This window comes from Porphyromonas vaginalis, assembly GCF_958301595.1.
Classification (GTDB): Bacteria; Bacteroidota; Bacteroidia; order Bacteroidales; family Porphyromonadaceae; genus Porphyromonas; species Porphyromonas vaginalis.
This window is the reverse complement of the sequence record NZ_CATQJU010000001.1, coordinates 2,201,007-2,220,831: the sequence shown is the minus strand read 5'-3', so window position 1 is coordinate 2,220,831 and position 19,825 is coordinate 2,201,007. Positions and strand designations below refer to the sequence as shown.

Genomic DNA, 19,825 nt, shown 5'->3' with positions numbered 1-19,825 from the left:
TACATACGAGTTCCAAAAATAGTTCCCCTCTTGGAACTTTTCAGTTCCAAGGGTGGAACTGAGTATCAAAGAGACAAGAAAAAGAGGAGACGACCAACTCGTGTGGCCGTCCCCTCTTGCGTTGATGGGGGATGTCGTGTCTGTCTAGAAGTGCGGGTAGACTCGATCGACGAGCGTCTGGCAGACCCGCTCGATGAAGTCTCTCTCTCCTAGCTCGGACGACATGATGTAGAGCGGTACGCCCTGCTCCTCACGGTGATACGGGGGCTGCAGATAGTCCCGCTTGACCACCTGAAAGCCGTTGCGCTCGTAGTAGTTGATGCGTCGCCCAGCTATCTCGGAGAGTGTCTCGGGCTCTACTTCGAAGTAAAGGGGTTCATGCCCGATGTACTCCTTGACTGTGTGCAGTGTTTGCTCGCCTAGACGATGGTTGCGCAGCTGTGGCAGGATGGCAAAATGCTCTCCGTAGTAGAAGTCGTCAAAGTGCCACAGCGTGACGAAGCCTACGACCCCTAGCTCGGGATGCTCTAAGAGGAAGAAGTGATAAGCACCCTGCTCCCCGATGAGCTGCTCTAGATCACTCCACGGGCGACGCTCACTATGAGGAAAAGCATCCTCGTAGAGCTGTCTGAGCGTAGGTAGATGGCTCTGGTGCGTCTCATTGCAGAGGTCGCACCGCGTCATACGAACGAGCGAGACGAGTGGGGTAGCGGATGCGTCTTGTCTCATACTACTTGCCATAGTTCGGGTCGATGGCTACGATGCCTGGGAGAGCTTTTCCCTCGATAGCCTCTAGGAGCGCACCGCCACCAGTAGATACGTAAGATACTTCGTCGCCTAGACCGAGCTTGTTGATGCAGGCGACACTGTCACCACCACCGACGAGCGAGTAGGCTCCCTGTCGTGTAGCCTCAGCGACTGCCTGAGCGATAGCTTCGGAGCCACGAGCGAAGTTGTCAAACTCAAAGACTCCCGCAGGACCATTCCACAGGATCGTCTTGCTAGTCAGAATAACCTCACGGTAGTCGGCACAAGCCTGAGCGCCGATGTCCATACCCATGCGGTCGGCAGGAATCTGATTGGTCGGGAAGGTCTCGGCAGGGGCATCGTTAGCAAAGTCACACGTGGCGACCGTATCTACGGGTAGGAGGAGTCGCACGCCCTTAGCTTTAGCGCGCTCCATGATGTCTCGTGCCACGTCGATCTTGTCTTCCTCACAGAGGGAGCGACCTATCTCGCCACCCTGCGCCTTGACAAAGGTGTAGGCCATACCGCCTCCGATGATGAGGTTGTCCACCTTGTTCATCAGGTTGAGGATGATGTCGATCTTTGAGGAGACTTTAGAACCTCCTAAGATAGCGGTAAAGGGGTGCTTAGCACCATGCAGGACACGCTGCACAGCCTCTACCTCTTGTAGCATGAGCATGCCAAACATCTTCTTGTCTGCGGCAAAGTACTGAGCGATGAGAGCCGTCGTAGCGTGTGCTCGGTGTGCTGCGCCAAAAGCATCGTTGACGTAGACATCTGCTAGCGTAGCCATCTCCTCGGCGTAAGCTTTCTGACGCTCCTTGAGATCAGCCTTAGCAGCTTTGAGATCCTCCTCGTTGGTGTATTGATCGGGGTTGTTTAGCTTGCCTTGCTCTTCCTCCTCGAAGCGGACGTTTTCTAGTACAAGGATCTCGCCCGACTGGAGTGCCTGCGCCATCTCCTGTGCCTGTGCACCACGGCTCACGGGGCAGTGGATGACTGGTACGTGGGTGAGCTCCTTGAGATGCGGTACGATGAGTGCGGTAGAGAGCTTGGGATCACGACCCTTTGGGCGACCGAGGTGCGTAGCGATGATGACACTGCCGCCATCGGATAGAATCTTGCGTAGCGTAGGCAGGGCTGCACGCATGCGGGTGTCGTCAGTGATCTGCCCCTTATCATCAAAGGGGACGTTGAAGTCTACACGAACGAGTGCGCGGAGACCAGAGAAGTCGAACTGATGAATATTTATCATGAATAGAAGTATGTATTTGGTCTGTGTGAATGAACTTAGAAAGTGTTTACACGCTGATGGAGCCAGGTGTGTATTAGCACCAGCAGATGACTCGGCACGCCTAGCTGCATCAGGTCGTACACGCACTCCCCATAGGCAGAGATAAGTTTCTTCTGCTGGTGCTCGTCAGCGTTGGCTAGTAGCTTACCTAGAGCTTGTAGTGTGCTCTGCAGATCTCCACCGATGAGCGTAAGAAGTACTGGCAGTAGGGGCACAAACTCTTTGTAGTGAAGCTCTAGAGAGTTTTTGTCCAGCTGATCGTACGAGGTGACGGGGCGACTGGCGTAAGCCTTTGCCTCATCCCAGCGCTGTGTCATCATGAGGCACCAAGCGATGAGCGGATAGAGCGTATCGGGGTGCTCATCCTCAAACTCGCACTGCAAGAGCAGCGGGAGCGCCTTGTCGTAAGTGCGGAGCTTCACATAGAGCACGCCGAGTAGTCGCAAGATAGCGAGCGAAGGCCGCTCAGGCTCTGCCTGCTGGCGTACCTGCTCGAGGAGTGAGATAGCGAGCATCGGCTGCTCCATGCGGTAGAGGATCTGCGCGATAAAGAGGGGACTCGTGTCTCCCGAGAGTAGCTGCGGAGGGATCTGCTGCATGACGAAGTAAGCCTGCATGTACTTCTGCTCCTCGTAGTAGGTCTGTGCGAGACGGTACATGAGCTGGGCTCGAGTCTCAGGATCTGAGGTGCGTCCCAGCTGCATTTGTATCGTCGCTTGCTCGCCAGCGTACTCTTTCGTCTGAACGCAGTAAGCGCGCAGTAGGTCAAGATGCTTGTCGCAGAGCTTTTCCGACTGAACCTGTGCAAAGGGATTAGGCTGACCAAAGAGCATCTTAAAGGGAGTCCTGGCAGCTACCTTTGCCTCAATAAAGGCGAAGATGCGTGCTAACTGGCAAATGTACCCTTGCAGTGCTTTCGTATAGTCGTCCGCCACCAGCATTCGCCGCTCCTGTGGACGGATGTATGGAGTGCGGTTGATCACATTCTCCATAGCTAGGACGCCCTGTGAGATGCCTTGTAGCACCTGACCAGGCAGTTGGCTAATCCTAAAGATAGAGCCGTAGAAGTCTATGTCGACCTGCTGGAAGATGGACTCACGCAGTAGCGTCATGATCTGATCCTCGCCGAGCTGGTACTCATTGCTAAACTGAGCCATCACGGCCGCTAGCGAACTGTGCTGCAGGTCAAACGGGATAAGCCAGTGCGTCTCATCTTCAAAGAAAGGACCCTGCAGGAGCGAGTTAGTCGCAAAGGCGTTGACATCGAAGCCTCGTGCTACGAGACGCTTCAGAGCTTCGTACCCATCCTGTACATCGTCCACGAGGGGTAGTAGCTCCTCCTCATCGCCGAAGACACTCTCGAAGGTGGCTGGCTTGGTGCTATCGCCTGTCGAAGAGATAATCTCCTGAAAGCGTTGCTGAAACTCAGGACTGTTAAAGCGTCCGAAGAGCTTCTGCACATACTCCACCACTTGTGGGGTGTACTTCATGCGGAGGCGGTGGCTCCAGATCATGTCGTACTCCTCGAGGGTGATTGCCTCTCCGATCTGCTGGAGCGTGTAGGGGAGCTGCTCCTCGTAGAGTGCTAGACGGCTATTGTATAGTTCGCCGACGAGTAGCACCCCGACGACGGCACGAATGCGCACCATCGTCTGTTCGCCTCGTGTCTCCATCAGCTTAGCGAGTAGCCAACAGAGCTTGCCCCAGTGCCACGTGCGTAGCAAGGCTAGGGTGACAGCTGTGAGTGCCGCCTGCTGTATGTAGTCGTCTAGCTGGTCTAGCGCAGAGGCTACCTCGTCGCTCCACTCCTGCGTATAGAGGAGTCCCATCGTGAGGCGCTTGACCAGTTCGTCGTAGCGCGGACGGTCTACTGTAGACAGGTTGGACTGGAGCGTCAGTTGCTCGACAACCATTGCGAGTCCTCCATTGTCCAGCAGTAGGGAGTAGTAGTTCGCTTGCTTTTCGTACTGGGGCGATTGAGCCAGCCACTCACTATCTCTCAGAGCATCGGTTACCTCGTAGAGCGTCCGGAGCAGGTAGCTATAGTTAGCCTCCAGCTCTGGGTCTTGTATCGGCGACTCTAGGTATTGTAGCATCGTCTCTAGGATGCGCTTGGCCGAGTGGTAGCGGTCACGCTGCTCCACGGGGATACGCACATGAGACTGTATCTGCTCACCTAGTAGCTTGACAGCTGCGGCGATCTGATGATCAGAGATGAGCTGGTAGATATCGTCTGTAACCATATATATAATGTGTACCAGCTCTTAGATGCTTAGCTGCTCACGTATTGCCTTGATGCGGTCACGGAGTAGCTGCTCGGGATGGTCGCAAGCGGGACCAGAGCCACGCTTGTAGGTGACACCGATGTAGTACTTGATCTTAGGCTCCGTGCCTGAGGGACGTATCGAGAGAACTGTCCCGTCGGCCGTGTGGTACTGTAGCACATTGCTGGTCGCTGGCATCTTGATCGGGAAGGTCTCGCCACTCTTGAGGCACTTACCCTCGAGCGACTGATAGTCTAGTATCTTTACCACGGGACTGCCCGCCAGCTCCTTCATCGGGTTGGAGCGGTAGTCGACCATCATCTGGCTAATCTCCTGAGCTCCCTTGATGCCCTTGCGCACTACGCTAATGCCCTGCTCGAGGAAGTAGCCATGCTCGTAGTAGATCTTCTCTAGGAGCATATCAATGGTCAAGCCCTTGTCCAAAGCCCACGCAGTCAGCTCTGCAAAGATAGAGCAAGCCGACACCGAGCTCTTGTCTCGTACGAAAGTCTCCCAGAGGTAGCCGTAGCTCTCCTCGCCACCACCTATGTAGCGACGCTTGCCCTCCTGCTCGCGGACCTCATTGGCGATCCACTTGAAGCCTGTGTAGCAGTCCATGCACTCTACACCGTAGTCCTCGGCAATGGCGGGGATTAGCTCCGTAGTCACAATCGTCTTGACCACAAAGTCATCGGGACGTAGATCGCCCAGCTCCTTGCGGCGAGCTATCGTATAGTAGGTCAGGAGGGCGCAGATCTGGTTACCATTGATCAGGTGCATCTCGCCCTGCTCGTTGCGTACAGCGACACCGATGCGGTCGCCGTCTGGATCACTTGCTAGGACTAGGTCAGCACCCGTAGCCTCGGCACGCTCTATCGCCAGCTTCATAGCTGCCGGCTCCTCGGGATTCGGTGAGACGACCGTTGGGAAGTTGCCATCGATCACATCTTGCTCCGGCACATGGATGATATTCTTAAAGCCAAAAGCCTCTAGCGCACGAGGTACGATACGCACGCCAGTACCGTGGATGGGTGTGTAGACGATCCCCATATCACTGTGACGCTGCACCGACTCAGGCGAGAGCGATAGGGTACAGACATCGTGGATGAAGCGGTCGTCCATCTCAGCTCCGATCATCTCGACGAGCGCTGGATTGCCCTGCCACTTCACCTGGGCAATGTCTGTGATGCTCTTCACCTCATTGACGATTGCCTTGTCGTGCGGTGCGATGATTTGTGCACCATCGCTCCAGAAGACCTTGTAGCCGTTGTACTCCTTGGGATTGTGCGAGGCGGTCACCATGACGCCACTCTTACAGCCCAGCTGACGGATCGCATAGGAAACCATCGGGGTAGGGCGGAGCGCATCGTAGAGGTAGACCTTGATGCCGTTTGCCGTGAGTACGTCGGCCGTCGTCTGAGCGAAGAAGGGGCTGTTGTTGCGCCCATCGTATCCGATAGCTACGGAGATCTCTTCGCCAGCGAAGCATTGCAGGAGGTAGTTGGCCAGTCCCTGCGTAGCCATGCCGACGGTGTATTTATTCATGCGGTTAGTGCCGGCTCCCATGATGCCACGCAGACCTCCCGTGCCAAACTCTAGTACTTGGTAGAAGGCCTCCACGAGAGGTGTCTTGTCCTCAGCGGCGAGGAGAGCCTCTACTTGCTGACGTGTCTCACTGTCGAAGGCGGGTGCGAGCCATTGCTTAGCACGCTCTTGTGCTTGTTGTATTAGTTCGGGTGATAAAGTTGCCATAGAATATTCTGTTGCTAGATTGGTTCTTATTCGATAGTACAAACTTACCAAATATATTTCAAACCAGCGACATCTTAGGCTCGCACTCTAAGGAAGAACCCGCTTATCTAGACAAAGTAGTCCTCTCCTAGATGCTGGATGCTGGCCGTTTGGAGCAAAATAGCTAACTTTGGGACGAGCAAGATACAAGCTTGCGAATATGAACTAGAAAAACAGACCAATATGCCAACAGCTCAAAAGAAGACCTCCTCTGCTACTACAGAGCGAAAGGGAACCTCCAACAAGAGTCACTCCAAGACGACGCCCCGCTCCAGTGCTAAGGGCAAGGCTACAAGAGTATCGCACAGCAAGAACTTTGTCCTGGACACCAACGTCATCCTGCACGACTATGAGTGCATCGACAAGTTTGAGGACAATGACATCTATCTTCCCATCGTGGTGCTCGAGGAGCTGGACAAGTTTAAGAAAGGCTCCGATCAGATCAACTTCAACGCACGTGCTTTCGTTCGCAGACTTGATGAGCTGACGGATGCTGACTTCTTCGAGCATGGCGCTGACCTAGGAGAGGGGAGAGGACGCCTCTACGTCTATCTAGGCAATAAGCCTCATGAGCGTGTGGCGCACGCCTTTGGGGAAAACATCCCAGACCATAAGATCATGAGCGCTACGCTACACATTGCTGAGGCAAACGAAGGAGAGCAGACGATCCTCGTGAGCAAGGACATAAACCTCCGTATGAAGGCTAAGTCGCTCGGCATCCCTGTAGAGGATTACTTCAACGATAAGGTGCAGACCTTCGACCTCTTTGAGGAGGCTCAGCCAGTCTTCGAGGGGATCGATGCAGAGCTTATCAATCGTCTCTATGACAATGAGCAGGGAGTAGCACTTGACGAGTTTGAGTTTGGCAGCAAGATACAACCCAATGAGTGCTTCGTCCTCAAGAGTGACCAGAGCAGTGTGCTGGCGCGCTACAATCCCTTTGAGGCGATGGTGCAGCGGGTAGACAAGTTCACTCACATGGGCATCACGCCTAGGAATGCGGAGCAGGCTTTTGCCTTTGACGTGCTGATGGATCCCAACGTACTCCTCGTGGCACTCTCGGGCAAGGCCGGTACCGGTAAGACGCTCCTAGCACTTGCCGCAGCTCTAGACCAAGCTGACCGCTATGGACAGGTTATGCTGGCACGTCCTATCGTGGCTCTCGCCAATAAGGATCTCGGTGCTCTGCCTGGTACGGAGCAGGAGAAGGTGCGCCCCTATATGCAGCCCCTCTTTGACAATCTGAATGTGATCAAGTCGCAGTTTAAGGGCGGCAAGCAGCAGGCTGAGCTGGAGAAGCTCCAGCAGGACAATAAGCTCATCATCGAGGCTCTAGCCTATCTGCGTGGTCGTAGTCTGGCGGACGCTATCGTGATCGTCGATGAGGCGCAAAACTTGACTCCTCACGAGGTCAAGACGATTATCACGCGTGCTGGTGAGGGGACGAAGATGATCTTCTGCGGTGACGTGGAGCAGATCGACTCACCTTATCTAGACAGCCAGAGCAATGGTCTCGCCTACATGATCGACAAGATGCGTGGTGAGACGCTCTTCGCACACGTTAACCTGATCAAGGGAGAGCGCAGCGAACTCAGTGAGCTGGCCTCACACCTACTCTAATGCTATAGAGACTAGTGCTACTAGAGGCTTAGTAGCACTAGTCCAATATCCTAAATCTGTAATATGAAAGAAACTATATCTCCTGCGGGAGCTCATGACGGAGCTCGTGACAAATCTGTCGAGGGGCTCTCCCTACTAGGCAATAAGCGCACCGTCTACGCACAGGACTACGATCCGAGTGTGCTAGAGGCTTTTGAGAATAGACATCAAGACCGCGACTACCACGTACGCTTCGAGTGCCCCGAGTTCACGGCACTCTGTCCTATCACTGGGCAGCCTGACTTCGCTACCATATATATAGAGTATATCCCAGACGTGCGTATGGTCGAGAGCAAGAGCCTCAAGCTCTATCTCTTTAGCTTTCGCTCGCATGGTGCCTTTCATGAGGATTGTGTGAACATCATCATGGACGACCTGATCCGTCTGATGGACCCGAAGTATATCGAGGTGACGGGCGACTTCTCGCCACGAGGCGGCATTAGCATTGTGCCTTTTTGCAATTATGGCCGTCCAGGTACGCCCTACGAGTCGTATGCTCGTGAGCGTATGCTCGCCTTCCACCACTAGAGATCTGGTCGTATGCTAAGCTCTCAAAGGAAGTATCTCGTCATCATCAATCCTATCTCTGGCACCTCTAGGAAGACGAGTCTGCCAGAGCTCGCATTTAACATGCTCTCGGACAATGGCAGTGAGCTATACTTCGTCTATACCAACGGAGAGGGACATGCCGATCGCATCATCAAGGATATAGCTGGTCAAGGGTTTGACACAGTTATTGCCATCGGTGGAGATGGTACGATCAATGAGGTAGCCGATGCGGTGCGCACGACAGAGATGTCTCTCGGCATCGTCCCGATGGGGTCGGGCAATGGGTTGGCGCGCTCGCTAGACATACCGCTAGACCCCGAAGCAGCCCTAGAGGTTATTCGCCGAGGGTATACCAAGCGTATCGACTGCTGCGAGGCCGATGGGGTTCCCTTTTTCGTGACCTTCGGCGTGGGCTTTGATGCTCAGGTGACCGCTAGCTACGACCAGAAGAGCTTCCGGGGGCCACTCTCCTACGTCCTCTCGACGGTCGATCAGTTTATCAAGCACAAGTCCTCGCTTTATCGCCTTCATCTCAACGGTGAGGTGATCGAGCAGAAAGCCTTCCTCGTGACCTGCGCTAATGCGGATCAGTATGGCAATAATGCGATCATCGCCCCAGAGGCTGAGCTGGACGACGGGCTCTTTGACGTGGTGGTCATCCGCAATATGTCGCTCCTAAAAGCTCCGCAGGTGGCGATCAACCTCTTTACTAAAAACATCAACGATAGTGCCTCCATCGACATTTATCGCACCGACCACCTCATCATAGAGCGTGAGAAGGAGGACTATGCGCAGGTCGATGGTGAGCTCATCGAGCTGGGGCGTCGCATCGAGATCACGATCCAAAAGCAGCAACTGCCCATCTTAGTCCCGCAGCCCAAAAGCTAGTACAAGGGCTAGCTGGCTCCAAGCACTACACCTATCTTTCGTTGTTTAGTTGGGGCGTGTAAACGTCTCAACAGAGGTCAGCTTCCTTTCCTCTGTTGGAACGAAACATTTCCAGCGTTGGAAATTTATTTTTCCTCCCTTGGAAAGTAAAGTTTCCTCCCTTGGAAAATTATTTTTCCAAGCTTGGAAGCATTTTGGAAAGTTAACAAACGGAGTGACTGATAGGGGGGGGAGTAACTTAGAGAGATGGCAAGATAAAGCAAGAGCCTGCCCGCTGATTAGCGAGTAGGCTCTTGCTCTGTTTAGTACATTGGGCGAGTCGCACAGGGGCGACAGGCTCCTGCTTAGCGGCGTATGTAGCGCGTATTTAGGCGGATCTGGTTGCCCGCTTGTGGCTTGTAGTCATCGCCAGGCCAGAAGTTAGCGATGAGGAAGCTGCTATCTTTCATCTTATAGACGTGGAGGGAAACATTGTGCTCAGCGTTGTAGTAAAACCAGTACTCAGAGCCCGAGGTTCTCTTTTCCGTTCCAGTGTATTGGTAGCCCCCCTTCTCGAGAGCAGCCTTGAGCTCCTTGTCGATACCCGTCTTAAACTGTTTAGCGTGGTTGATGGCTAGTCCACCATTATCATAGACGTGCATCGTAGCCTCTGTGGCTTCGTAGGCAGCGTAGTAGTAATAGCCGTTGATGGCGGCAGTTTTATCCTTAAAGGGGTCTTTGATCAAGACCTGAAGGTTGGTCATACCATAGTCTATCTTGCCATCATCGCCTTTTTCAGGAGCGTTGTAGGTGACATTCTCTCCCTTAGCCATCTCACTGGTGTAGATAGAGCCTGCGGGTGTTCCTGGGGTAGGCACGTCAGCGGGGTTGAACTTCTCCTTAAAGTTGTAGGAGGGGAAGATGCTAGTGTCCTCTGCGGGATCAGGCGTGGGTGCCTCCTCCTTGGCAGAGAAGCTAAAGGCTACACCATTACCACCCTCCATGATGAGGAGTGTGTAGTAGTCGTTTTCGCTGGTGAAGGTATTGTCGCTAATGTCTGACTTCTGAGGCTTGCTAAAGCCGTTGCTTACAAACCACTCGGCTACCTCGGCATTGTTCTCTACCATATCTAGAGTGAGAGCATAACTGAGTGCCAGGATACCAGGCTTGTAAGTTTCTCCCTTGGACGTGTAGCCCTGTGGGTAGTAAGCGACTAGGTCGAAGTTGCCCTTCTTCTTGTCCTTCGTGATGAAGTTGGCACGCTTGGGATCACTCTGCGCCTTCTCCTGTCTGAGTCCTAGAGCGGCCTCATACTTGCGGATTTCATCTAGAGAGGTATCCTCAGCCTTCTTACTAGCGAAGGGGAAGTCCTTGAGACTCTTGTCGAAGTATCCCGTAGGGACCGATCCTGGCATAGGCAGGAAGGAGAGCTGAGCATATCCAGCCTGATCTTTGCTCTGTGAGACCCCTACGATAAGGTTCCCCTTGCGGTACATAGGTGTCTTGCTGGAGCTGTCGTCCATCGCCGCAAAGCCATCATTGATGGTCATCATGTCAAACTCCTGTCTGATCTCGCCCTGCTCATTGTAGACCAGCTTCTTGTCGATGAGGAGGGTTGATATCTGTAGTCTACCCTTGCCAGCATCTCCGACGAGATAGATGCGTAGCGGCTGCTTGCCACTCTTGTCCTGAGTGTTGAAGACGTAATTCTTGACCTGCTGACCCTTAAAGTCAGCAACCACCTCTTTCTGTAGCATGGCTCCGTGAGCGGCCTCCCACTTCCTGAGGGGTAGCTCACCCGCCATAAAGTCTACGAAGGGGATCGGCAGATGCTTCAGATTGCCATCTGCATCTAGCTCGTAGATAGGGGTGTACTCGCCCATCGGGATCGTATCCTCCTTGTTGGGATCGCCACCATCATCGGGGCAATCACGGTAACAACCGACCAACCCAAAGCAAGTTGATAAGATCAATGCGAGGGCCAAATAGATTTGCTTATTCATAGTATTCTAACCTTGTTAGTGTATATATCTGCGATGTCTTAGAGACCAAAATAGCGAAGGGAGGCACCCGCAGCAGATGATCATCGTCATCAAACTGATAAAATAGCCCTCCCTTGCGAACAAAGATACAAAAACAAAGAGAACTACGTCTATCCGCCAAACGGATCCTCGGTTGGAACTAAAAAGTTCCTCCGCTGGAACTAAAAAGTTCCTCCCTTGGAACCGAAAAGTTCCTCTGTTGGAACTAAAAAGTTCCAAGAGGGGAATAACTCTTGGAACTCGTATCTGCTAAGAAATCAGTACGATACAAATTGGCAAGTAGTGCATTTAGGGAGAGCTGTCGACTACATACAGAGAGAGCGGCCTCAAGTCGTCATGACCTGAGACCGCTCTGATACTTAGTAGGGTAGTGGGGAGCCGTCTGTTACTCCTCCTCGCTCTCCTCTGTGTAGGCCTTCAGGAGTGCCTCCTGGACATCTGTCGGGACTAGCTCGTAGGCGTCAAACTTCATGACAAACGAGGCGCGTCCACCCGTCAGCGAACTGAGCGAAGTAGAGTAGTCGCTCAGCTCCTTGAGAGGCACCTTGGCAGAGAGCTGCTCGTAGTTGCCATCGCTGCTCATACCCATGATGAGTGCACGGCGTCCCTGCAGGTCGCTCATTACATCGCCTAGGTAGTCTGCGGGTACGGTCACATCGACGCTGTAGATAGGCTCGAGGATCTTAGGACCAGCATTGCGGAAGGCCTCGCTAAAGGCGTTGCGCCCAGCCAGCATGAACGAGATCTCATTGCTATCTACGGGGTGCATCTTACCATCGTAGACGATCACACGCACGTCACGAGCATAGGAGCCTGTCAGCGGGCCACGCTCCATGCGCTCCATGATACCCTTGAGGATGGCTGGCATGAAGCGGTTGTCGATGGCTCCACCTACGACACTATTGACGAAGATGAGCTTGCCACCCCAGGCTAGCTCGACGGTCTGGGTGTCACGAGGCGTGATCTTGAACTCCTGATTGTTAAAGCGGAAGACGCTTGGTAGCTCCTTGCCCTCCTCGTAAGGCTCGACAATCAGATGCACCTCGCCAAACTGCCCAGCACCGCCCGACTGCTTCTTGTGACGATAGTCAGCGCGTGCTGCTTTCGTGATAGTCTCACGGTAGGGGATGCGTGGCTCCTCAAAGGTGACGGGGATCTTGTCATTGTTCTCCAGTCGCCACTTGAGCGTACGTAGGTGAAACTCTCCCTGACCATACACGATGAGCTGACGTAGCTCCTTGCTCTGCTGAGCGATCCATGTGGGATCCTCCTCCTGCATACGTGTGAGAGCCTCGCTGAGCTTCTCCGTATCGGCACTATTAGTTGCTACGATAGCACGACGATACTTGGGGGCGGGGTACTCGATGTTGGGGAACTGGTAGTCCACACCCTTATCATTGAGCGTAGCTCCACGACGTACATCCTTGAGCTTTACGGCTGCACCAAAGTCTCCAGCGACGAGCTGGCTCACTTTCTCCTTTTGCGCACCAGCCACCACGTTGATCTGACCGAGGCGCTCCTTAGAGCCATTCTTAGCATTGGTCAAGTCCATACCCTCCTTGAGTGTACCGCTCATAACCTTGAAGTAAGAGACCTCACCGATATGAGGCTCTACGGTGCTCTTGAAGAAGTAGAGACTCACGGGAGCGGTAGCATCAGGTGCTACCTCTATGCCCTCCGTCGTGACGGGTAGCGCAGACTCGGTGACGCGAGGTGCTACATCGCCCAGGAAGGTCATCGTACGACGTACGCCCATATCCTTGAGCGCACTGACGCAGAAGACGGGGTACATATCTCCGAGGACGATACCCTTGCGCATGCCCTGTACGATCTCCTCCTCGTCGAGCGACCCTTTCTCAAAGAAGGTCTCCATCAGATGCTCCTCGTGCTCAGCAGCCGACTCGATGAGCGCTTGGCGCAGCTCCTCAGCACGTGCTTGCTGATCAGCTGGGATCTCGAGTTCTTCGGGAGCGCCGCCCTCAGGCTTCCATTGGTACATCTTCATATTGAGCACATCGACCACCTGGTGGAAGTCTGGACCCTCCTGTACGGGGTACTGAATGACGACCACCTTGCCGCCATAGCGAGCTTTGAGCCCAGCGACTGTGCTGTCGTAGTCTGCCTTGTCGCTATCCAGCTGGTTGATCGTAAAGAGCACAGGCTTATGCAGTTGCTCTATGATACGCATCTGATTGACCAGACCAACCTCGACGCCCTCCTTGGCATTGACCACAGCGAGAGCCGAGTCAGTCACGTGGAGTGCAGCGACAGTGCCACCGACGAAGTCATCGGAGCCTGCGCAGTCGATGAAGTTGAGCTTGCGATTAGCAAACTCGACACTAAATAGGGTGGAGAAAACGGTATAGCCATACTCCTTCTCTACGGGGAAGTAGTCGCACACAGTGTTTTGTGCCTGGATAGTCCCGCGGCGCTTGATGACGCCACTCTCATAGAGCATAGCCTCGGCAAGAGTTGTCTTGCCGCTACCCGAGCCGCCGATGACGGCGATGTTTCGAATGTCTGATGTCTGATACAATTGCATAGCCTGTTATATTAGAGTGAATAATTTGTTTGCAGTCGTCTAGACGTCGCTAGCTAGTGTAGCGGTCGTCAATGTGTAAGTCTAGCGAAAATGCTAATCGGAGGAGAGCGAAAGTAGGGACTTCTGATGCTTTGTTTCTCCCCTTACTTAGGCTTACTTGACTAGCTTCTCACTAAACTTGTCGCAAGGTAGCAAATAATTCACAATTTTGCAATACCTAAAAGGTGCCTGAGCGTGAAAAAGAGAGCGACTGGCGACGCTTTTGGCTATGCTTGGGTGAAAGCGGGTTGTGATACAGGCTCGTGGGTTTTACCGATCCTTCTGAATGGTGACACGGATGGGGCGGCCGTTGTACTCCTCTTCGCTCAGGGCTGCAGCAACTGTTTCGGCCCATTCGCTGGCTACCTCAAAGTAGCTGTAGCTGGGACTGAGATCTATCTTGCCGATGGTGATTTTATAGGGGAGCGTGCGGTTGATCAACTCTAAGAGACGGTTCGGATAGAGCTTGTCGCGCTTGCCGAGGTTGATCCGTAGCGAGGTCATAGGCGGCAGGTCGGTGCGGCTACGCTTTTTGGGTGCTTTGCGATGCTCCTCGTGGGAATCTTTTGTCCTATACTTAGGCTCTTCGGTGGCTAGCTCTTGGGCCGAGAGGTCGGGCGTATTGGCGTAGTATCGCATGATACGGTCCGCCTCCAGTGTGAGGACACGACGTATGATCTCCTCGGGAGGGAGCCAGGCGAGCTTCTGCACGATCGCATTGAGTAACTCATCGTACTGAGTGCCATGCTCGTTGCTGTCGGCATACTCGATCTTGGTAGCTAGCGCGAAGAGTTGCTTCTTACAAATCTCCTGACCAGAGGGGAGGGGCATCGACTCAATCCGAATGCCAGCGTGCTGCTCGATGATGCGTATCTGCTTGCTGTCGCGTAGATGGCAGATGGCTATCGAGAGACCCGTCTTGCCAGCACGAGCGGTGCGTCCGCTGCGGTGTGTGTAGCTGTCGGGATCGGCGGGCAGGCCGTAGTGAAGCACATGAGTGACATCATCTACATCGAGTCCACGTGCTGCCACGTCGGTCGCAACGAGTAGCTGCAGGTTGCGTATGCGGAAGCGGTTCATCACCATATCTCGCTGCGCTTGGCTAAGGTCGCCATGGAGCGCATCGGCATTGTACCCATCTCGTATGAGCCACTCGGCGATCTCCTTGGTCTCGGCACGGGTGCGGCAGAAGATGATCCCGTAGATATTGGGGTAGTAGTCGACGACACGCTTCAGAGCGGCGTACTTGTGCCGTGCTGGGACCGCTACGTAGAGATGCTTGATGTCCGCATTCGCTTTATTGAGCGCACCTATCTGCACCTCGTGGGCATCGCTGATATAGTTGTCGGCTATCTCCCGCACCTCTCGGCTCATGGTGGCGGAAAAGAGCCAATGCTCCACCTGCTGTGGCACCGCCTGCAGGATCTCCTGCAGATCTCGCTGGAAGCCCATGTCGAGCATCACATCGGCTTCGTCGAGGACGACGACCGAGACCTTGCGCAGCTTGACAGCTTTGCGCCTAAGCAGGTCGCAGAGTCTGCCGGGAGTGGCTACTATAATATGGTATCCCTTGGCGAGCTGACGGATCTGCTCCTCGATGGAGGCACCGCCGTAGAGGGCTAGGATTTGGCGAACGGAGGTATACTTTGCCAAGGCGACTAAGTCGCTCTGCACCTGTATTGCGAGCTCTCGTGTTGGCGTAAGGATGAGTCCACAGGGTGCGGAGCCTCTTGCCTGTATGATGCGCTCTAAGAGGGGCAGTCCGTAGGCGGCGGTCTTGCCCGAGCCGGTCTTGGAGAGCGCGATCAGATCCCCTCGATGAGTGGATAGGTATGGAATGACCTCTTGCTGTACGGGCATAGGCTCGGAGAAGCCTAGGTCGGCGGTGGCACGAAGGAGTTCGGGCGAAAGGTCTAATGTGTCAAAGGTCATAGTGAAGGGGATTCGTGCTCATATATATAAAGGTGTCTCGATGACCTCGCAGAGCTTGCGAAGGTCTCGCCAGAAGGTGGGGTAGCTCTTGTCAACTGCTTGCGGAGTCTCTATCTGTAGCTGGTGATACCAGGCGAAAGGAGCCCATGCCATCACCATACGGTGGTCGACATCTGTAGCAATGGGTACTGGGGTGTGAACGGAGCTTGGTGCGCTGCCGGCTAAGCAGAAGCCGCTCTCCGTTTCGTAGGTGAGCTGATAACCAAGCTGCTCGCCATTGCGCAGAATGAGGGCGATGCGGTCGCTCTCTTTGAGGCGTAGGAGGTCTAGTCCACGGAGCTGCGCTTTCTTCTGATAGTAGAGGAGTAGTGCAATGAGTGTAGGTGCGAAGTCAGGATTGTTTGACAGGGAGAGGCTCCCAAACGTGAGCTCACGCAAATGCTTCTGCAGTAGCTCGCTGTCAAAGCAGAGGGTGTTGTCACCTGCGCTTAGCCATTCGGGGGAGATCTGTAGCAGTTCTAAGGCACGAGCATCAGGTTGCAAGCTCTGCGCTGGTACATTGGTCAGCAAGAGCTGGCAGGGTCGTGGCGCCATAAGTGCCCACTGGAGGGGATACTGCGCTGAGGACCAGTCACCGATGGGGTGCGAGAGTAGGCGTGTGAGCGTTGCCTCGCAGTAGGCTCCTGGGGCAACATAGATCCCGTGGCAATCAACCGCGAGCTCGATGCCGCATGTCTGCATCAGGGAGCAGGTCAACTGGATGTAAGAGGCGCTGGGGAGTTGGTCATCTTGCCAGCGAAGGGCTAGTCCGTGGGGCAGATAGGGAGCAATGAGGAGTAGGGCTGTGACCGTCTGGCTGCTCTCTAGTCCGCTCGGCAGGATTAGCGTGGGGAGACCTTCCTGCTGCAGGCTCATCGGACGAACGCGAACCAGTGGGTAAAGCCCTTCGACAGGCTCTTGGGACGATGGTTGGACTATGTCGGCTCCGAGCTGAGAGAGTAGTGCGATGAGCTGTGCTAGTGGTCGCTCGGTCATACGACGAACTGGCGAAACGAGCAGAACCTCTCGCTCTGTGGTCAAAGCAAAGAGTGCGGTCAGGAGGCGCATAGCCGTTCCCGAAGCCCTTACGGATATGCGCTCCTCGCTACTCCCCGAGGCATGTAGCATCACCGCCAAGTCTTCGCAGAGGTCTAGCTGATGCCACAGCGACGGGATGGGCCGATGCGCCAGCCGTGCCATCACGAAGAGCCGATTGTAGAGACTCTTTGAGGGAGGTAGGGTGATGGATAGCTGTGGGGTCACTTTGCTTGTATGGAAATGGCTAGACGAAGCGAACCTCCTCGACAGAGACTTTGAGTCCGTTGAGCCAATCACGTGCCGAGAGGAGCTTCTTGCCCTGAGGCTTTAGCTGCTCGATGAGGAGCAATCCATCGCCACACTGCACGGCTAGCTGACCTTTGCGAGGAGAGAGGCTCTGTCCCACGGGTCGCTCGTCCGCTTCCTGCTGCGGGAGCGTGGTCGCATAGATCTTGACAAGGAGAGGCTCTTCGTTGGGAAGCTCCAGCATCGTCCAGGCACCAGGCTGAGGTGCCAAGCCACGTACCAGGTTGTGTATCTCGTGCGCCGACTGGTGCCAGTCAATGCGCGTATTCTCTTTCGTAAGCTTAGGAGCAGGGCGCAGGTCGGGGTGCTCCTCTTGCGGTAGTGCTTGTGGGTAGCAACCCTCGTGCTGCGTCAGTATGCTCAAGCCGTGAGCCAGTAGCTCAGCACCCAGAGCCATCAGTTTGTCGTAAAGGGTGCCGAAGTTGTCCTCTGGCTCGATCGGACAAGCCGAAGCGGCAATGATGTCTCCTGTATCGATCTCGTGACGTAGCTGGAAGAGGGTCACGCCCGTCTCGCTTTCGCCATTGATTAGTGCCCAATTGATCGGAGCGGCGCCACGATACTGCGGGAGTAGCGAGCCATGTATATTGACCGTCCCCCACGGGGGCAAGCTCCACACCTCACGAGGTAGCATACGGAAGGCGACCACCACGCCGAGCGTTGGCTTTAGCTCCGTGAGTTGCTGGACGAAAGCTTCGTCTCGTAGGTTTGTCGGCTGTAATATAGGTAGTCCGAGCTTGGTCGCACAGACCTTGACCGCCGAGGGCTGCAGGCGATGTCCACGACCCGCAGGCTTGTCAGGAGCCGTGACGACAGAGACAATAGGGTAGCCCTCGTCGACGAGACGCTCTAGGCAGGCCGTCGCAAAGGGAGCGGTGCCGTAAAAGATGATGCGGACTTGATCTTTCTTCATAGCTGTTTATTCGTCAGGTGAGAGGACATTGAGCACCTCTCGGTAGGTGTTGAATATCTTAGACTTAGAGACATAGCCGAGGTACTGCCCCTCGGGTGTTACGACGGGGAGGTTCCACGCTTTGGTCTCGTCAAAGAGGTGCATGATGTGGTCCATGTGCATATCGCTCTGGATGCGGGCTGGCGGGGAGACCATGATACGATCCACCTTGTAGCGGTCGTAAAGCTCAGGGCGAAACATGATATTGCGTATATCATCGAGCGAAACCACACCGAGGAGCTTATCTGTCTCACGCTCCACCACAGGAAAGAGATTGCGCTTAGCACGTCCCACCACCTGAACCAGTTCGCCGAGCGTCATGTCGGGGTAGACCTTATCAAAGTCCGTCTCGATCACATTGTCGATGCTCATCACCGTGAGCACCGCCTGATCCTTGCTGTGGGTCATCAGCTCACCCTTTTGCGCCAAGCGGAGTGAGTAGATGCTGTGAGGCATGAAGATGCGGATCGTCCCATAGGAGCAGATAGCGACCAGCATGAGTGGCAGAAGCAGGTTGTAGCCACCCGTCAACTCAGCAATGAGGAAGGTACCCGTCAGCGGAGCGTGCATCACGCCCGCCATTACGCCCGCCATACCCATGAGGACAAAGTTCTTTTGCGGTAGGTAGACCTCAATGAAGGGGAAGAAGTTTAGCGCATAGGCAAAGACAAAGCCACACAAGCCCCCCACGAAGAGGCTAGGCGCAAAGAGTCCGCCACATCCGCCGCCGCTATTGGTCGCTACGGAGGCAAAGACTTTCACCAGCATCGTGCAGAGGAGGAAGGCGAAGATGACCCAATAGTTACTCCCGAAGGAGGCGAAGATACTATTGTCCGTCACGGAGCTGTACTGTCCCGCCATCAGGTCGCTGAGCGTGCTGTAACCCTCGCCAAAGAGCGGTGGAAAGAGGAAGATAGCCACACTGAGGATAAGCATCGAGATGCCGTAACGCTTGAGGAAGTTGCTGCGCTTCTTGAGCCAACTCTCCAGTGCAAACATCACCTTGGAGAAGTAGAGCGAGGTGAAGCCGCAGGCTATACCGAGCAGGATCACGTAGGGGATGCGCTCTGCCGTGAAAGGGTCGCTCTGGTAAAAGGAAAACATCGCCTGCTGTCCCGTCAGCAGGTAAGCCATCGTAGCCGAGGTGACGGAGCTAATCAGTAGCGGTAGCACACTGCTCAGTGTCAAGTCGAGGAGTAGCACCTCCACCACAAAGACCAAGCCCGCAATGGGCGCCTTAAAGATCCCCGCAATAGCCCCCGCAGCACCGCACCCCACGAGGAGCATCAGCTGACGCTGCTCCAGCTTGAAGAGCCGTCCCGTATTGCTCCCGATGGCGGCTCCCGTCATCACGATAGGTGACTCGGCACCGACCGATCCACCGAAGCCGATGGTGATCGAACTAGCTAGGAGCGACGACCAGGTGTTGTGCGGCTTGATACGACTCTTGCGCTGTGACATAGCGCCCAGCACCTTCGTCACACCGTGGCTTATGTCGTCACGGATGAAGAGCTTGACCACACCCGCCGTCAGCAGGACGCCAATAGGTGGCAGGATCAGGTACCACACATTAGCCTGACGTATGGCGGGCATCAGGAGATGCTGTATCGTGCCGATCAATTGTTTGAGCGCAAAGGCAGCCAGGGCGGTCAAGATACCGATGATAAAAGATAAGATCAGTACGAAGATGCGCTCACTGATGTGAGCCTCTCTCCATAGGATGAAGCGTTGTAGTAGTGATATGCGTGTAGTCGTAGTCGTCAT

13 protein-coding genes are annotated in these 19,825 nt (G+C 54.6%); 3 read left to right on the top strand and 10 right to left on the bottom strand.

Annotation, left to right across the window (positions count from 1 at the left end; translation table 11 throughout):
- Positions 1-144: 144 nt before the first annotated feature.
- The 4 genes from Q2J34_RS08645 to Q2J34_RS08630 are packed head-to-tail and all read right to left on the bottom strand — an operon-like array spanning position 145 to position 6,057.
- The gene (locus Q2J34_RS08645; protein ID WP_298888056.1) at positions 145-729 is read right to left on the bottom strand and encodes a GNAT family N-acetyltransferase; all 585 of its coding nucleotides are present in this window, start codon (positions 727-729) and stop codon (positions 145-147) included.
- Position 730: 1 nt separating this feature from the next.
- Positions 731-2,002, bottom strand: a complete 1,272-nt coding sequence (locus Q2J34_RS08640) for a phosphoglycerate kinase (protein WP_300970004.1) — start codon at positions 2,000-2,002, stop codon at positions 731-733.
- A gap of 35 nt (positions 2,003-2,037) precedes the next feature.
- The gene (locus tag Q2J34_RS08635; protein WP_300970003.1) at positions 2,038-4,284 is read right to left on the bottom strand and encodes a tetratricopeptide repeat protein; all 2,247 of its coding nucleotides are present in this window, start codon (positions 4,282-4,284) and stop codon (positions 2,038-2,040) included.
- Between the two features lie 21 nt (positions 4,285-4,305).
- Complete coding sequence (locus Q2J34_RS08630; protein ID WP_300970002.1) at positions 4,306-6,057, bottom strand: phospho-sugar mutase; 1,752 nt, start codon at positions 6,055-6,057, stop codon at positions 4,306-4,308.
- Positions 6,058-6,195: 138 nt separating this feature from the next.
- Between Q2J34_RS08630 and Q2J34_RS08625 the strand changes: the two genes are divergently transcribed.
- The 3 genes from Q2J34_RS08625 (at position 6,196) to Q2J34_RS08615 (ending at position 9,192) form a co-directional block, all read left to right on the top strand.
- Entirely contained in the window at positions 6,196-7,716 is a 1,521-nt protein-coding gene (locus Q2J34_RS08625; RefSeq protein WP_298888048.1) for a PhoH family protein, read from the top strand.
- A gap of 63 nt (positions 7,717-7,779) precedes the next feature.
- Entirely contained in the window at positions 7,780-8,283 is a 504-nt protein-coding gene (gene queF / locus Q2J34_RS08620; RefSeq protein WP_300970001.1) for a preQ(1) synthase, read from the top strand.
- Positions 8,284-8,295: 12 nt separating this feature from the next.
- Complete coding sequence (locus tag Q2J34_RS08615; RefSeq protein WP_300970000.1) at positions 8,296-9,192, top strand: diacylglycerol/lipid kinase family protein; 897 nt, start codon at positions 8,296-8,298, stop codon at positions 9,190-9,192.
- 344 nt (positions 9,193-9,536) lie between these two features.
- Here the strand turns inward: Q2J34_RS08615 and Q2J34_RS08610 are convergent, their stop codons facing one another.
- From Q2J34_RS08610 to Q2J34_RS08585, 6 genes are all read right to left on the bottom strand, one after another.
- Positions 9,537-11,174 carry a hypothetical protein gene (locus Q2J34_RS08610; RefSeq protein WP_300969999.1) on the bottom strand — a complete coding sequence of 546 codons (1,638 nt, stop codon included), beginning with the start codon at positions 11,172-11,174 and terminating at the stop codon, positions 9,537-9,539.
- A 424-nt stretch (positions 11,175-11,598) separates the two neighbouring features.
- Positions 11,599-13,755 (bottom strand): elongation factor G, encoded by a 2,157-nt coding sequence (locus tag Q2J34_RS08605; RefSeq protein WP_300969998.1) that lies wholly within the window; start codon positions 13,753-13,755, stop codon positions 11,599-11,601.
- A gap of 309 nt (positions 13,756-14,064) precedes the next feature.
- On the bottom strand, positions 14,065-15,726 hold the full coding sequence (locus tag Q2J34_RS08600) for a DEAD/DEAH box helicase (protein ID WP_300969997.1): 1,662 nt from the start codon (positions 15,724-15,726) through the stop codon (positions 14,065-14,067).
- A gap of 18 nt (positions 15,727-15,744) precedes the next feature.
- A complete protein-coding gene (locus Q2J34_RS08595) occupies positions 15,745-17,028 on the bottom strand; it encodes a 3-phosphoshikimate 1-carboxyvinyltransferase (protein ID WP_300969996.1) in 1,284 nt (427 codons plus the stop codon).
- A 19-nt stretch (positions 17,029-17,047) separates the two neighbouring features.
- Positions 17,048-18,022: a methionyl-tRNA formyltransferase gene (gene fmt, locus Q2J34_RS08590; protein ID WP_298888033.1), complete on the bottom strand. Its 975-nt coding sequence runs from the start codon at positions 18,020-18,022 to the stop codon at positions 17,048-17,050.
- 6 nt (positions 18,023-18,028) lie between these two features.
- Positions 18,029-19,825 (bottom strand): chloride channel protein, encoded by a 1,797-nt coding sequence (locus Q2J34_RS08585; RefSeq protein WP_298888031.1) that lies wholly within the window; start codon positions 19,823-19,825, stop codon positions 18,029-18,031.

Bases quoted from the DNA above. Each gene is read 5' to 3' on its own strand.
- Q2J34_RS08615 (WP_300970000.1), top strand. From the start codon at position 8,296: ATGCTAAGCTCTCAAAGGAAGTATCTCGTCATCATCAATCCTATCTCT.
- queF (WP_300970001.1), top strand. From the start codon at position 7,780: ATGAAAGAAACTATATCTCCTGCGGGAGCTCATGACGGAGCTCGTGAC.
- Q2J34_RS08630 (WP_300970002.1), bottom strand. From the start codon at position 6,057: ATGGCAACTTTATCACCCGAACTAATACAACAAGCACAAGAGCGTGCT.
- Q2J34_RS08635 (WP_300970003.1), bottom strand. From the start codon at position 4,284: ATGGTTACAGACGATATCTACCAGCTCATCTCTGATCATCAGATCGCC.
- Q2J34_RS08640 (WP_300970004.1), bottom strand. From the start codon at position 2,002: ATGATAAATATTCATCAGTTCGACTTCTCTGGTCTCCGCGCACTCGTT.
- Q2J34_RS08645 (WP_298888056.1), bottom strand. From the start codon at position 729: ATGAGACAAGACGCATCCGCTACCCCACTCGTCTCGCTCGTTCGTATG.
- Q2J34_RS08625 (WP_298888048.1), top strand. From the start codon at position 6,196: ATGCTGGCCGTTTGGAGCAAAATAGCTAACTTTGGGACGAGCAAGATA.
- fmt (WP_298888033.1), bottom strand. From the start codon at position 18,022: ATGAAGAAAGATCAAGTCCGCATCATCTTTTACGGCACCGCTCCCTTT.
- Q2J34_RS08605 (WP_300969998.1), bottom strand. From the start codon at position 13,755: ATGCAATTGTATCAGACATCAGACATTCGAAACATCGCCGTCATCGGC.
- Q2J34_RS08600 (WP_300969997.1), bottom strand. From the start codon at position 15,726: ATGACCTTTGACACATTAGACCTTTCGCCCGAACTCCTTCGTGCCACC.
- Q2J34_RS08610 (WP_300969999.1), bottom strand. From the start codon at position 11,174: ATGAATAAGCAAATCTATTTGGCCCTCGCATTGATCTTATCAACTTGC.
- Q2J34_RS08585 (WP_298888031.1), bottom strand. From the start codon at position 19,825: ATGACGACTACGACTACACGCATATCACTACTACAACGCTTCATCCTA.